Raw genomic sequence first — 14,428 nt, forward strand, 5'->3', positions numbered from 1 at the left:
GGATCTTCTGGGAGCAAGTTTGCCCCCTCGCACCACTGGAGAGAGGGATCTTCTGGAAGCTCGTTTACCCCCTCGCCCCTCTGGGGAGAGGGCCGGGGTGAGGGGCAATTTCCTCTTAATTCAACATGTACCCATACAGCCGCTTAATCCCATCGGCATCCGTCTCGCTATACACACCCTGTAGCTCAGGCGAGAAGCCAGGCAGCATATTCACGCCCTCTTCCAGAGCCAGGAAATAGCTCAGCGCCGCACCGCCCCACGCCTCTCCCGGCACCACGCACAGCACGCCAGGCGGGTAAGGTAGAGCGCCTTCGGCAGCAATGCGCCCTTCTGACTCACTCAGGCGCACCAGCTCGACGTTGCCGCGAATAAACTCGATATTTGCATCCTGCGGGTTCATAACCACTTTCGGCAGGCTCTGCTTGCGGAACATAGCCTTTTGCAGCTCTTTCACCTCGAAGCTGACGTACAGGTCATGCATCTCCTGGCAGAGCTGGCGCAGCGTGTAGCCCTTGTAGCGCACCGGGTATTTCTGATAGATGGTTGGCAGCACATCCGCCAGCGGCGTGTCGTCCTCAATATGCTGCTCAAACTGGGCCAGCATTGCCACCAGTTGGGCCATTTTCTCAGCGCTTTCGGCCGGAGTAAGCAGGAACAAAATGGAATTGAGATCGGCTTTTTCCGGCACGATCCCGTTTTCACGCAGATAATTAGCTAGGATCGCCGCCGGTACGCCAAATTCGGTGTAATCACCCGTTTGCGGATCGATCCCCGGCGTGGTCAGCAGCAGCTTGCAGGGATCGACGAAGTATTCATCCTTCGCATAGCCTTCAAAGCCGTGCCAGCGCTCGCCCGGCTCGAAGCTAAAGAAACGACGTTCCTGGGCTATCGTTTGCGTTGGATGATCCTGCCATGGGCGCCCCGCGACTTCCGGCGGAATAAACGGTTTGATCATCTTACAGTTAGCGATGATCGCCTTGCGCGCTTCAATCCCCAGAGCCACGCATTCAGCCCAAAGACGGCGCCCGCTTTCGCCCTGGTGAATTTTGGCATTCACGTCCAGCGCGGCAAACAGCGGGTAAAACGGGCTGGTTGAAGCATGCAGCATAAAGGCGTTATTCAGCCGCTTATGCGGGCAGAAACGAGCCTGGCCGCGTATATGGTTATCTTTTTTATGGATCTGCGAAGTCTGCGAGAAACCGGCCTGCTGCTTGTGAACCGACTGGGTCACAAAAATTCCCGGATCGTTCTCGTTCAGCTCAAGCAGCAGCGGCGAGCAGTCCGCCATCATCGGAATAAACTGCTCATAGCCCACCCACGCTGAATCAAACAGGATGTAGTCACACAGGTGGCCGATGTTATCCACCACCTGCCTCGCGTTGTAGATTGTACCGTCGTAGGTGCCAAGCTGGATAACCGCCAGGCGGAATGGCCGGGCCTCATTTGCACGTTCCGGTGCGACTTCTGCAATCAGCTCACGCAGATGTTTTTCTTCGAAACAGTGGGCATCAATCCCGCCGATAAAACCAAATGGATTGCGGGAGGCTTCCAGGTAAACCGGCGTCGCTCCGGCCTGAATCAATGCGCCATGATGGTTTGATTTATGGTTGTTGCGATCAAACAGTACCAAATCCCCGCGCGTCAACAGCGCATTGGTCACCACTTTATTCGCGCCCGATGTCCCGTTCAGAACAAAGTAGGTTTTGTCGGCATGGAATACTTTTGCGGCAAACTTCTGCGCGTGTTTGGCAGAACCTTCATGGATCAGCAAGTCGCCCAGCTTGACGTCGGCATTACACATGTCGGCTCGAAATACGTTTTCACCGAAGAAATCGAAGAACTGGCGGCCAGCCGGATGTTTTTTAAAGAACTCACCGTGCTGGTGGCCGGGGCACGCGAAAGTGCTGTTGTCCATCGCCACATATTTGCTCAGGGTGTTGAAGAACGGCGGCAGCAGGTCTTCTTCGTAGTCGCCGGCTGCGGTTTCCAGCTCCAGAAAATCCTGTGCTTTACCGCTAATCACGCCCGTAACCTCGGGCAGCTCTTCCACAATGCTCTCGCTGAAGATAAATACAGGCAGATTAAAGCCGGTTCGCTTCAACAGCGCCAGAATGCCACTGCGGCTGTCCGCAATGGAGATGACAACTGCCGCAACATCGGTAAAGTCGGTATCGGCAAGCGTGACCACTTCGCGATGAGTTGAGAGTAATGCCACCACGTCGTGGCTTGCGGCAATTTTCAATGATTTCATAAGCACAAATCCCCGTCTTCAAGGATGAGTGAGTGCCAACCGGCACGGCAAAGGGAAAGTTCCCCGGTGAAGGCGTTCTGAAGGTCTTAGGGTGTGAGTCCACTCCGACCGCCAGACATCAGTAAAACCAGGTCAGCCCTGATTTTACTGTTGTCCTGCAGCGAGCATACGTTGCCCTCACCGCATGGTGAGCAAGGGACTTCGGAAGGAAATAACTGCACGGACGAGCGCTATCCCGAAAGATGCGTGGGAATTGAGAGTGAACATCAAAGCGCCCCGTGGTGGATAAGAAAATTCGCGCAATCATGGCACCTTCTTTCGGCAGGTTCAACCTGAACTCTGTAACAGCCAGCACATAAATCATGCAAACGAACGGCCTTATGCAACAAAGCGATTGACGCGGAATAGGGTTTACGGTTTAATGCGCCCCGTTGCCCGGATAGCTCAGTCGGTAGAGCAGGGGATTGAAAATCCCCGTGTCCTTGGTTCGATTCCGAGTCCGGGCACCACTCATTTATAACCCTCGCTTCGGCGGGGGTTTTTGCATTATGAGTCAACAACTTGTTGGTTTACCAGTAGTTACCGCCCTTATCTCTCCTCCGGCCCTGCTTCCCGGTGGTACAAAAAGGTGGTACAAAATGGGCATTATGATACAGCCAACCAAGAACAATTTCGGCGTTTACCTCATCCGTAAAGTCGTCCCCAAACACCTGCAAGGCATACTCAATAAACGTGAGATCAAGTTCACCCTTGATACCAAAGACGTGAGGGAAGCCAGAGAACGTGCACCCGCAAAAATCATTCAGATCGACATGATGCTCAGGCTGGCAGAAAAGCAGCTTAAAGCGGAAGAGTCCTTAACTGATGCTGATATCGAAATGATCGCTGGTGTATGGGCTTCACGATCCATGCAGAATGACGAGCTAATCCGGGAGCGATATCTCGTTGAAGATGTTCTCGATGGTAAAACAGTGCTGCTCCACTCGCCGGAAAACGACATCATTCACGACTGGCTGGAAGACCGCGAACACAAGCCCCGGTACAAGTCAGAAACATGGCAGGCAGAACGTGACGAGTCCATCTGTAAACTGATGGCCTTAGAGCTGGATGAGGCTCTCGAATACACACCAATCGTTCTTACCTCGCTCTGGAGGAAACGTCTGGCTTGGCGGCTTGCTGAACGCCGTAGCGATATCACGAATGCTTACCTTCTGAATCTTCGCCCGCAGATCTACGCAAAAAGCAAAGGTCTGGACGTTCTCCCTACAGAAAGACCCGAAACTCTCACCTTCGCAGACCTGTTCGAACGCTATAAAGAACACGTTCAACGTCATGAACCACTGCGGGCAGAAAGCCGGATTATAGCCTACACAACATCGGCAAATCGCTTCATTGAGTTTATCGGGCAGAAGGCTGTAGAGGACATCACCGTTACTGACCTCGCCGACTTCCGTAACCTGCTCGAAAAGCTCCCTTCCCGTCCTTCTAAGGCGGTACGGTTACTGCCACTGCACAAGCAGGTGAACGCTGAAGGTGAAAAAATCAGCCCTGTCCGCGTTGAAAATATGCTTAAAGAGCTGTCGTCGGTCTTCCGCGTCGCGGTAGAGGACGGCAAACTAACTGAGAATCCGCTAGGTAAGCTGAAGAAACGTAAGATCGTCGCTGGCCCGACAGTCGTCAGATCTTTTAGTCGCGATGAAATCAGCCGAATCTTCTCTCTGCCCGTATTCCACGGTGAAGAAACGCCGTATGGGGCTATGGCGTACTGGATACCATTAATTCTCTACTACTGCGGTGCCCGCGTTGAGGAAATCGCCCAGCTCCGTAAGGGTGACATCGTGGAGGTGGACGGTACCCCCTGCTTCAGGCTGACAATGGGTGAAGGACAGTCGATCAAGATGGGTAACACACGCCAGTTCCCGATACACAGTCATCTGATTGAGCTAGGCTTCCTTGGTTTCGTACAGTCCAGCACCAACCAGCTCTTTACCGAAAAGTCGGAAACAAATGGTAAGTACTCCTACAATTATGTCCGCTGGTGGGGTAACTACATTCGTGAACATGGCCTGACTCGAAAAGGCATCAAACAAACCCACAGCTTCCGCCACTCACTCGTTACCCTGTTCCGCGATTTGGACATCCGCGAAGAAATTCAGGATAGCATTCTCGGGCATAACGAGAACTCACCCGACAGAGCAAAGGCCAGCCACGGATACGGGGAGAAATCCGTGGAGGCTCAGCGTCGCGCTATTGAACAAATCCCCAGACTGGAGCTAAAGCGGCTAGAAAACTGACTTTCAGCAGTATAAGGCACAGTAAACTCACTGGAGATTATCGATATGCTAAGAATTCCTGATACCGACTGGCGGACCGTTGACGGGGTCCCCCAAATTTCCGTTGATTTCTTGCGGAAAAGGACACCTCAGGCAGTACGATTCACGCAATGGGTGCAGCGTACACATGCAAATTTACTCAAGGCTCACGAAAATGTCCTGTCACGCTGCACACCCGGGCTAATTAAGGGGGAAATCCCGGACAAAAACGGCTGGATCTCTGCTAGTGATGCCCTCGCCCTGCTTACCTACAGTATCTATAGCAGCCAGAATGAACCGCTAATTGACTCGATCGGACAAAAAGCGGGTTTAGAGCTGCCAGTCAGACCCGGCGAAAGCAGGCTTGAGGGACAATTTGGCATCAGATTACGCGATCTAATAGCCGAGCTGAGGAAGCAGCCGCATTTTGTCCATTACGAACTTGAGCAACAGAAACTCATTGGCCACTATCGGGTAGATTTCTTCCTAACCGAGCAGTGGTATACCGATATGGCAAAAGGGGAAACAGCTAAACGCCAGTTCATCATTGAATTCGATGAGGCTGCTCACAGAACAACGCGGTATCGGCTCAATGATAAACGTCGGGACAGGTGGTTCAGGGAAAATCTGCCCGGTGTAACGCTAATCAGGGTCAGGCATGAGGAACAGGAAACATGGCTTCAGGCCGTCCGCCATCTGAAAAGATTCATTCGGCTGGAAGATTGTTATGCTCACTGCCTGCGGAAGGCATGTATTGCTCGACCGGGTCCCGAAATGCGAATAAACAACATGTCCGTTCGAAATGCTTACAATGCAGAGCAAAACATGTGTAGTTTTCTGCTTAAACGGCCTACTCAACCCCTCCGCGAAATGGAAAATCTGCTTCTACGACTTGATATTCCTTATGAGAAACCCCGTGATGTCCGCTTCCGGCGGGCGTATCTCAGAGCATACGGGATTTAAACGGGCAGGTTACAGGAAAAGTTACAAAGAAAGCCTCATAGGACGGGGCTTTCGGGCTGTTCAAACGTTGTAACCTTTTAAACCTCCCCCAACACACCCTTATATAGGATTCTATAGTTTTATTATTATTTACTACTCAAATTCATCTTACTCCTCGGTAGACTAACGGTAGATATTCCTTAAGGCAATAACTTAATCAAGAACTTAAACATGCCATAAAAAACTGCAATCTTCCCCCCCATCATCAAAGCTGGTATCGCCCTTAACTCAATGAAATCTCCCTGCGTAGGTATAAGAAAGTTGTCTATAACCACACAGGAGTTCCTTGATGAAACATACCCCCGTAAAACGTCCTCAGAAGCCTCGTGAGAGACTCTGTATTTCGCCCTGTCACTCATCAGCAGATGGGGCTTGGAGGGCCGTAGAATGAATCTGAAGCGTATCCTATGGCAAGCCGCTCGGGCAGCACTAGCTGCCTTTCTGGCTGCAATCCTGAAAGCATTATCATCGGGTTTCCCACCACCAGAAACGGCGTAACCCCTTCCCCCTTAACTTATTGTTCCCCTGCCAATAACCATGCTCTAAACATTGCCGCCCGTACAACGAAGGAATGCCCGCTCAGGTTATACCGCAGGGTGGTTTCTGCGTTTTGGCAGAATAGCATGTTCTATTGGCAGGGTAAGGAGTTCACATGGCTTCTATCGGCTACGCCCGTGTATCGACATCTGGGCAGCACCTTGATTCACAACTGGCAGCGTTATCTGATTGCGAAAAAGTATTTCAGGAAAAAATCAGCGGAGCCAAGGACGATCGCCCCGAGCTTCAGGCAATGCTCGAATGGGTCCGGGAAGGTGACATCGTTCATGTAACGAAACTGGACCGTCTCGCCCGTAATACCAGACATCTGCTTGAAGTGTCAGAATACCTTCAGAGAAAAGGCGTGGCGTTAAACATTCTTAATATCGGCATTAACACAGCTACACCGACTGGAAAACTCATGCTAACCATGATTGGTGCAATCGCCACGTTTGAGCGAGAAATGATGCTGGAACGGCAGGCCGAAGGGATCGCACTAGCGAAACTCAAAGGCAAGTATAAAGGCCGTAAACCGACAGCTCGCAGCAAAGCTAAAGAAGTCATAGAATTAGTCGAAAATGGTACTAGTAAAGCAGAGATTTCCCATCAGCTGAAAATTGGTATCACCAGCATTTATCGAATTATTCGAGATGAGCGTCCAGACCTCTTAGACAAACAATAAGGATTAACGGTATGAAATGGATACTTATGGTAGTCAGTTTTGTGACTCTTCCGACCTTGGCGGCATACCAGCCGACAGATGAGGAGGCACAGATGCTACAAGCCAATCGTGTAGGATTGGAAAGAAATATGAAAAATGCCCTCCCACTTCAGGCCAAAACGGATATCTGCATAGGTTACATTAAGAATTCCGGAGTACTCAAAAACCAAGCAGGTTACGTTCCCGAAGCCGTAAGCATCCTTGAATACTGGGGAAGGGTAAAACATTATGTCGATCAGTCTGTTGATTATGCTGGAAACAGGTACCCACGGCTTTACTACTATGACCAGAAACTGTATGAAAAGTATGGCCCATATCCAAAAGATAATGCTGATACCGATAAGTTGTTCAATGATGCTCTTAGCAACAATTATCTAAAAGCAAAAGATTATATTGCAACAACACAACAGTATTCAGAGGATCTTCGTAAGAAAGACTTGCACAAGATTTGCCTGGAGTCAGTTACGAAAAAAATGAGGGGGCAACTTTCACCAGCAACGGCAAGTATGGATAAATTGTTCTATCCGGGCATAACATCGGATGATACTGGTGAAAAATTCAATGAGTACCGAGCCCAGTTTTATGGGCACCTGCAATTTACTCAGCTACTCAACAAAATAGAAGCATCCTACTATTGATACTGAGTTGCTTGATGGTACAAAGTAGTGGTACATTCGGAATCGAAGCGTAAAGGTAACTTACTGTTATTCGGTGATTTCGTTGCTATGACAACGAATCCTTGGTTCGATTCCGAGTCCGGGCACCACTATTTAGAAAAACCAGCCTACGGGCTGGTTTTTTGCTTTCTGGCGTATGGACTCTTTATCGAACAAGTTCAATTATTCGCCTGAACCTGATACCCACCCTGCGGGCCAGCGCAAGCGCTGTTCAAAAACGTTCCCGACGTTTTTGTACTCGTATCATCTGACACCCACCTCCATAGGAGGTGGGTAATGATTTTTTTATCACTTAGTCAAGAGCGTAGGCAATCACATAGTCACCGCGATCCGGTGACTGACGTCCCCCTCCCGCTGAGATTAAAATATACTGTTTACCCGTTTTCGGTGAGACGTAGCTGACGGGTCCCCCCTGGCTCCCCACCGGCAAGCGAGCCTTCCAGACTTCCTCGCCTGTTGAGGAATTGAAGGCTCGTAGATAGTAATCCTGCGTACCAGCGATAAACACCAGTCCGCCCTGAGTCACCAAAGTACCTCCGAGAGTTGGCATACCCACCGGCATTTTCATCCGCATTTTTATACCAAATGGCCCCGTATCCTGCACGGTGCCTACAGGTACCTGCCAGACAACTTTTTGGGTTTTCAAGTCAATGGCAGAGAGTGTACCGAACGGCGGTTTTTGGCACGGGATGCCCAGCGGTGACATAAAGCGATTTTTATTCACGGAATACGGCGTTCCTTTCATTGGAACGGCCCCCATTCCCGCATTGACCGCTTCGCCACCCGTGTTCGCTACCGCGCTTTGCGGATCCTGCTTAATCAGTTGAACCCACAGCCCCAGCCGCATATCGTTCACGAAGATATAGTGATTGTTCGGGTCGGTAGAAAGACCTCCCCAGTTCATACCGCCAAGAGAGCCCGGATAGCTCAGTGATACATCTGTGCCCGGCACGGTGTAGAGACCGTCATAGCGCATAGATTTAAAGCTGATACGGCAGGCTAGCTGGTCAAACGGCGTAGCTCCCCACATGTCCGATTCTTTTAACGTTTCAGCCCCGATTTGTGGCATCCCGGTCGATTTCGGCTGCGTGGCGGAATATTGCTCGTTAGGAATATCTGATTTTTTGACCGGCACTTCACGAACTTCGGTCAACGGTTTACCCGTCAGACGATCCAGGACATAAATTTGTCCGGCTTTCGTGCCGACCACCACAGCGGGTTTATTACCCTCTTTCGTAGGGAAATCCACCAGACTCGGCTGCATGGGAATATCAAAATCCCAAAGGTCATTGTGGACCGTTTGATAAACCCATTTCTCTTTGCCGGTAGTGGCGTCCAGCGCCAGTATCGACGTGGCGTATTTATGGTCTTCAGGAATACGATCTGCGCCCCATAAATCAACAGACGAGCTTCCCATTGGGATAAATACGGTGTTCATGTCCGCATCCCAGGACATAGGAGCCCAGGAGTTAGCGGAGCTGCGCATGTAGTGCTCACCAGGCTTCAGAACATGGTTTGGATCAGGATTACGGGCATCAAACGCCCAGCGCAGTTTTCCCGTAATCACGTCGTAACCACGGATAACACCGCCTGGCATGTCTGTGCTGACGTTGTCAGCCACGCGCCCACCGACCACCACGGTTGTACCGGCAAGTGTCGGTGCTGAAGTCACGACATAGCTCGGATCGTCCGCTTTCCCCATACCCTCTAAAAGACTAACGGTGCCGTTATGGCCAAAATCAGGGCAGTACTGGCCGTTATCAGCATCGAGCGCAATCAGACGATCGTCGATGGTGTTCATCAGAATACGGCGCTGGCAAGCTGCACCCGAGGCGACTTTAGGTTCAATAACAGGGGAAGAACCTGAAATCGTAGGTTTTGCGACCGGTTTGGTAGCATCAAAATAAGCGAGACCACGACACCGCATCCAGATAGCGGATTTCGCATTAATTTCAGCTTTCCAGATCTCTTTCCCGGTATCAGCATCAACTGCAATGACGTTATTGTGCGGCGTGCAAAGGAATACACGATCGCCGACCTGTAATGGCGTTTGCTGATCTTCAGCACCATTACCATCCGGGCTTAAAGGAATATCACCGGTGTGATAGGTCCAGACAGGCTTAAGCTTTTGAATATTATCACGGTTAATCTGATCGAGAGCAACAAATCGGCTCCCCCCCGCTGTATTACCGTAATGATCCCAGTTTTGCTGTTGCTGGCCCTTATTTACCGGCACCAAAGGTAACTCTTCCCCTTTAAATGCCACCGTCGGATGAGGCTGAAACATTTGAATAAAGGTCGCGCCTATACCAATGATTAATACTGCACAAACGCCGTACGCCCCTTTGGCACGGGCCTTTTTCCCTTCAGATTTACGCAGCCCAGGCCACGCGACAGCAGCCAGCAGCAGCAGGCCTGCGGGTACCATCAAACGTGACACCAGCGGCCAGAAATCCATCCCGGCATCGTATAAAGACCAAAGCAGGGTCCCTGCAAATACCAGAGCGAAAACCATAACTGCTGAGGATTTACGACGGAAAAATTGTATTGCGGAAATTAAAGACACAATACCGGCAATCAGAAAATACCAGCTCCCCCCTAAGGAGGCTAATTTAATACCCCCAATGATAAAGGCCAGGCTGAACGCCAGTAGGATGATTGACAAAAACAGACAGTAGATACCCAGCCAACCGGTGCGGCGGGAGGAATTTTCATTCATATTGATTCTCCGAGAAACTTACGCGAATCTTAACGCCTTTCGAATGAAGGTTTCTACCTTAAACATCCTAAAAACTTTACATATAATTAACCTTCGGTGCGGTTATTAACATAATCGTTCACCTGTCTGGAGGTTCAGGGCGCTAGCCTACCGCACATTTATCTTGATAAACGCCTGCGGTGCAGTCGCCCCTACTGGCTCCATTACCCCTGTTCCGACAACCGGTTACTGCTTATCCTTCACCACAATCAGCGGTTCGATATCGCTCTCTTTCTTAATCACCAGCGAATCATCCCCGCGCAGGCAGGTGCCGCCGTAGCTTCCGCCGACGGTAAAGGTGCATACCTGAATATACTTGCCGTCTACGTTTGGCAGACACCACAGCTGCTGGTAAATATTCTTGCGATCCACAAAGTTGCCGCTGGTTTTATCCAGCAGTTCATCGTGGTGGCTGATAAGGTCGATATTGCTCCCACAGCGCCCGGCTATCGGTTTTACCGCATAGCCTGTTTTTGCCAGCAGCTCATTGACTTCGAAGTCGGTATCCAGCAGGTAACGGTGGTTCGGGAACAGCTGCCACAGCACCGGCAGAATAGCTTTATTTCCCGGAATAACCGTCCACAGCGGCTCAAACACCAGCACCTCCGGGCGCAGCAGCACGTCAATCAGCCTCACCTCGTTCTGAGGATGCCCGGTGCGTATCGGTACCGCCGCATATTCGGTTTCACTTACCTCACGAATTTGCTCGATGGCCGTTTCCCACGCCCAGGTCTTCCATACGCAGTTGACCGGCCGCCCGTCGCTATCAATAAGCTGCCCCGCAGCATCCCAGCTCAGCTCGCCGAGACCATGCAAGATTTTGGTGTCAAACCCGGCCTGCATCAGCGAACGCTGCATAAACAGGGCGTGGTAATCTTCCTCGGAGTCGTTATCCTGCATAATATGAACAAACGGCCTGGCACTGCTGTGCTTCCATGCACCCGTTAGCTCTTCAAGCAGCCCCTCCGCCGGGTTGTGTCCGGTTCCGCGATAGCCCGTTTTCACCCACTCTTCGAGGATCAATCCACCTTCGGTATGGCAGGAAGCAGAATCGGCGTTGTACTCATAAACCTTCAACCCGCGCTCATCCATACAGAAATCCATGCGCCCGGTAACCATCTGGTGCCGACGCCACTGCCAGGACAACCGCAGGCGCGGCCAGAGGATTTTCGGAATATCAAAAAGCGCCAGCAGGTTATCGTCTTTCAGCACTTTATCCGTTGCATGGAGGTACATCAGATGCAGCTCGTTGGTCGCCTTGATCAACTCCTGCTCTGCGGTTTCGGTAATGGTGAAATACTGGCAGGGATCTTTATTAATAAAGTGACCATTCGCCCCGATATAAGCCCGCTGTAAAGCATCTTTTTCATTCAGCCATTTACCGTCGAACTGCCGTTTATTAGCCAGGCGAGCGCCGCCAATTTTTAACGCATCTCCGCCAATATCGGGCTGTGGAAGGCTATGTTCGCTATCCTCAGTCTGGATCATCCAGCCAAGAATCGAGGTATCCTCGAAGGTATCTTGCAGGGTGTAGAGGCCGTCCTGCTCAACCAGGGTCAGCTCGCGCGTCCATTGCTGCCCGGCAGGTAGAGGGGCGTGAATGACATTCTGCTCGGCAATGCGCACTTTATTTCCCACAAGCTGGGTAACAACGGCTACATGCCCGGTTTCATCAAACTCGCCGCCTTTCTGCCAGATCAGCAGCGCACCCGCTTCAGGCGCGCGTTTAGAGCCGTTAGCAAACGCCCGAAGCGGAAGAATATTGTCGTTGATTACCTGGCGTAAAAAGCGCAGAGAGAAGATTTCCCACGCCATGCCAACGTCGGTGAACACAAAGCCATAGTTCAGAAACAGGAAGCGGCGTGCGAACTCAACGCACTGCCATTTGTGGCCCATGTATTCGTTGCCGATGTAGCTACGGAACTCGGCATCTTCGGGGTAGTTTCGCGGGTCGAGGCTGCCGTAATTAGAAGAGTAAATCGCTACGCCGCCCGGGGCATAGCCTAACAACGTCCCAAAAGGCGCATCACTATCTGGTGTTACTGTATGCATGTATCCAACCTATAACAGGCAGGCGGCAAAGGTAACGATAATTGTCGTCTGCACGTTGAAATTAACCTGACAGAGGAAGCTTTATCATACACCTGCATCCCAGGCTTTGTGCAGTGCTGCTTCGTTTAAACTGAACGGCAGCAAACCCGGCCATAATCTACACGCGAGATATATTTCCCAACATTCAATTCATTCATCAAAGAATATTTCATACAACTTAAAAAAACCACTCAGAGTTATTTTCTACAACATATATTAAGATAACTAATTATTGAGTTTTAGTTGGCCGAGGCCGATCAAAAAAATATCATCAACAAAAACGGCAATAGCATTATATCTTTCTCTAAAGATGACCTCGCCAAAACAAAAGATTACTGGACTGAAGAGCGATTAAAAAAAGCAACACCTAAGGAAGCACCAGAAATTACAGAGCAAGAAATAGAGAAAATGAAAAAGGAAAAAACTCAGCTAGTTAGCCCTAAAATAATAGCAAAACCTGGCCCATCCAAAAACGCCGCCCGGACACCAGCAAAAACAGGTGTTCCATCAGAAGCTGACGTCGATGATTATCCTTTTAACACTGCCGGGGTACTCTATTTTACTGAAGGTGATGGCGGTGAGCATCGTTGCTCTGCGCAATTTGTTGCCCCAAATGTTCTATTGACGGCGGCCCACTGCGTCAGGGATAAAGAAACAGGGGAGTATTATACCAACTTTGAATTCCACCAGGGCTACCGCAAAGGCAAAGAAAAAGGCATTATTTATGGTATCTCAGCAGCCACTCGTGACTCCTGGGTCGTAGGTGAAGGAGAAGACACAAACAGAAAAGTCGATTACGGTTTTATTATAACCGAGACCGAAACTCTGACTAGCTGGCTAGGGGGGGAAATAGGTTTTAAACATGACAATTTGTATGCCATAGGTTATCCATCAAACTACTCAGATGGTAAAATTTTGCAGAAAGTTAAGGGTCATAACGCTGGTGTAGAGGATGGGGTTGCGGCTATGTCCGATAACCCTTATGGGTCAGGCGCCAGCGGCGGCGCATGGATAGTAGATAAAGAAGATGGAAGCTATGCCATCGGTAATAACGCATCACATAAACATGACGATCCCAACACCGACTACGGTCCTTATTATGACCACAAATTTGAGTCACTTTATGATGAGGTCGCATCCCAGGCTACAAAACTGGGAATCAAAAAATAGACAGAATGAAAGATAAAAGCATGCCGGTAACCCGGCATGCTTTTTACTAAACACAGTGCAGACAGACATCACGCCCAACACATTCTACCTTTCCCCATACGCATCGCTGTTCACCCAGGCGTGATCTTTCTCCCAGCTAAACATCCACTTGCGCACCGGACCGGCCATTACGTTGAGGTAATAGCTGTCGTACCCGGCCATAGTAGCAACAGGGTGGTAACCTTTGGGCACCATTACTACATCTTTGTCGTACACGGCCATACATTCGTCGAGCGTGCGGTCGTCAGTGTATACACGCTGCATGCAGAAGCCTTGCGGTGGGTTCAGGCGATGATAATAAGTTTCTTCGAGATACGTTTCATTTGGCGGATTATCGGTATCGTGCTTGTGGCTTGGGTACGAGCTGGTGCAGCCTTCATTGGTGTAAACCTCCACCACAAGCAGGCTGTCTGCCGGTTTATCTTCCGGCAGAATGTTATGCACATAACGCTGATTATGGCCTTTGCCGCGAGCTTCAGCGTCAATGTCCTGCGGGGCGATAAGCCGCGTGGAGTAAGTGCCTTTCCCCGGAGCCGAGCACACCGCCAGCTCAAGATGCGTAAGCGCCTCAACCTTAATCGCCTCGCCGGATGTCACGTAAACCGCCCAGGGCTTACGGCGCTCAAAAGGACTCATGCGGTCACCAATTTCGGGGAAACGAGCCAGCGGCGTATCGATAGTGGCGCGCCCCGCAACCAGCACCAGACAGCGCTCTTCTTCTACCGCAGGCAGGTCCAGCCGCTGGCCCTCGCTTAGCTGGTAGACTTCAAAGCCTACGTAGCCCCAGCCCGCGCTTTCAGGCGTGATCCGCTGAGTTTGCCCTTTAGGGCCCGGCAGTTGCCCGCGAGAAAGTAATCTGGACATTTCCCC

At 50.6% G+C, this 14,428-nt stretch carries 9 protein-coding genes and 1 tRNA gene; 6 read left to right on the plus strand and 4 right to left on the minus strand.

The genetic code is table 11. The features are described 5' to 3' along the window. Positions 1 to 115: 115 nt before the first annotated feature. On the minus strand, positions 116 to 2,251 hold the full coding sequence (locus HMPREF0201_RS18010; protein WP_016538180.1) for an ornithine decarboxylase: 2,136 nt from the start codon (positions 2,249 to 2,251) through the stop codon (positions 116 to 118). A 433-nt stretch (positions 2,252 to 2,684) separates the two neighbouring features. Between HMPREF0201_RS18010 and HMPREF0201_RS18015 the strand changes: the two genes are divergently transcribed. From HMPREF0201_RS18015 to HMPREF0201_RS18035, 5 genes are all read left to right on the plus strand, one after another. Continuing rightward, positions 2,685 to 2,760 (plus strand) — tRNA-Phe (locus tag HMPREF0201_RS18015). 39 nt (positions 2,761 to 2,799) lie between these two features. After that, on the plus strand, positions 2,800 to 4,545 hold the full coding sequence (locus HMPREF0201_RS18020; protein ID WP_016538182.1) for a site-specific integrase: 1,746 nt from the start codon (positions 2,800 to 2,802) through the stop codon (positions 4,543 to 4,545). Positions 4,546 to 4,590: 45 nt separating this feature from the next. Continuing rightward, positions 4,591 to 5,526 (plus strand): hypothetical protein, encoded by a 936-nt coding sequence (locus tag HMPREF0201_RS18025; protein WP_016538183.1) that lies wholly within the window; start codon positions 4,591 to 4,593, stop codon positions 5,524 to 5,526. 691 nt (positions 5,527 to 6,217) lie between these two features. After that, positions 6,218 to 6,784 (plus strand): recombinase family protein, encoded by a 567-nt coding sequence (locus HMPREF0201_RS18030; protein WP_016538185.1) that lies wholly within the window; start codon positions 6,218 to 6,220, stop codon positions 6,782 to 6,784. An 11-nt stretch (positions 6,785 to 6,795) separates the two neighbouring features. After that, on the plus strand, positions 6,796 to 7,461 hold the full coding sequence (locus tag HMPREF0201_RS18035) for a hypothetical protein (RefSeq protein ID WP_016538186.1): 666 nt from the start codon (positions 6,796 to 6,798) through the stop codon (positions 7,459 to 7,461). Positions 7,462 to 7,792: 331 nt separating this feature from the next. Here the strand turns inward: HMPREF0201_RS18035 and HMPREF0201_RS18040 are convergent, their stop codons facing one another. Continuing rightward, positions 7,793 to 10,219: a glucose/quinate/shikimate family membrane-bound PQQ-dependent dehydrogenase gene (locus tag HMPREF0201_RS18040; protein WP_016538188.1), complete on the minus strand. Its 2,427-nt coding sequence runs from the start codon at positions 10,217 to 10,219 to the stop codon at positions 7,793 to 7,795. Positions 10,220 to 10,444: 225 nt separating this feature from the next. Further along, positions 10,445 to 12,310: a bifunctional glutathionylspermidine amidase/synthase gene (gss, locus tag HMPREF0201_RS18045; RefSeq protein ID WP_016538189.1), complete on the minus strand. Its 1,866-nt coding sequence runs from the start codon at positions 12,308 to 12,310 to the stop codon at positions 10,445 to 10,447. A 282-nt stretch (positions 12,311 to 12,592) separates the two neighbouring features. On the opposite strand from gss, the gene HMPREF0201_RS18050 reads away from it, so the two are divergent. After that, positions 12,593 to 13,519, plus strand: coding sequence for a trypsin-like serine peptidase (locus HMPREF0201_RS18050; protein ID WP_016538190.1), 927 nt, complete (start codon positions 12,593 to 12,595; stop codon positions 13,517 to 13,519). An 84-nt stretch (positions 13,520 to 13,603) separates the two neighbouring features. Here HMPREF0201_RS18050 and iolB read toward each other — a convergent pair whose 3' ends face one another. Next, positions 13,604 to 14,422, minus strand: coding sequence for a 5-deoxy-glucuronate isomerase (gene iolB, locus HMPREF0201_RS18055; protein ID WP_016538191.1), 819 nt, complete (start codon positions 14,420 to 14,422; stop codon positions 13,604 to 13,606). Between the last annotated feature and the right edge of the window lie 6 nt (positions 14,423 to 14,428).

Source organism: Cedecea davisae DSM 4568, from assembly GCF_000412335.2.
Lineage (GTDB): Bacteria > Pseudomonadota > Gammaproteobacteria > Enterobacterales > Enterobacteriaceae > Cedecea > Cedecea davisae.

Excerpts from the sequence above, each read along its gene's own strand:
- HMPREF0201_RS18010 (WP_016538180.1), bottom strand. The coding sequence starts at position 2,251 with ATGAAATCATTGAAAATTGCCGCAAGCCACGACGTGGTGGCATTACTC.
- HMPREF0201_RS18020 (WP_016538182.1), top strand. The coding sequence starts at position 2,800 with ATGAGTCAACAACTTGTTGGTTTACCAGTAGTTACCGCCCTTATCTCT.
- HMPREF0201_RS18025 (WP_016538183.1), top strand. The coding sequence starts at position 4,591 with ATGCTAAGAATTCCTGATACCGACTGGCGGACCGTTGACGGGGTCCCC.
- HMPREF0201_RS18030 (WP_016538185.1), top strand. The coding sequence starts at position 6,218 with ATGGCTTCTATCGGCTACGCCCGTGTATCGACATCTGGGCAGCACCTT.
- HMPREF0201_RS18035 (WP_016538186.1), top strand. The coding sequence starts at position 6,796 with ATGAAATGGATACTTATGGTAGTCAGTTTTGTGACTCTTCCGACCTTG.
- HMPREF0201_RS18040 (WP_016538188.1), bottom strand. The coding sequence starts at position 10,219 with ATGAATGAAAATTCCTCCCGCCGCACCGGTTGGCTGGGTATCTACTGT.
- gss (WP_016538189.1), bottom strand. The coding sequence starts at position 12,310 with ATGCATACAGTAACACCAGATAGTGATGCGCCTTTTGGGACGTTGTTA.
- iolB (WP_016538191.1), bottom strand. The coding sequence starts at position 14,422 with ATGTCCAGATTACTTTCTCGCGGGCAACTGCCGGGCCCTAAAGGGCAA.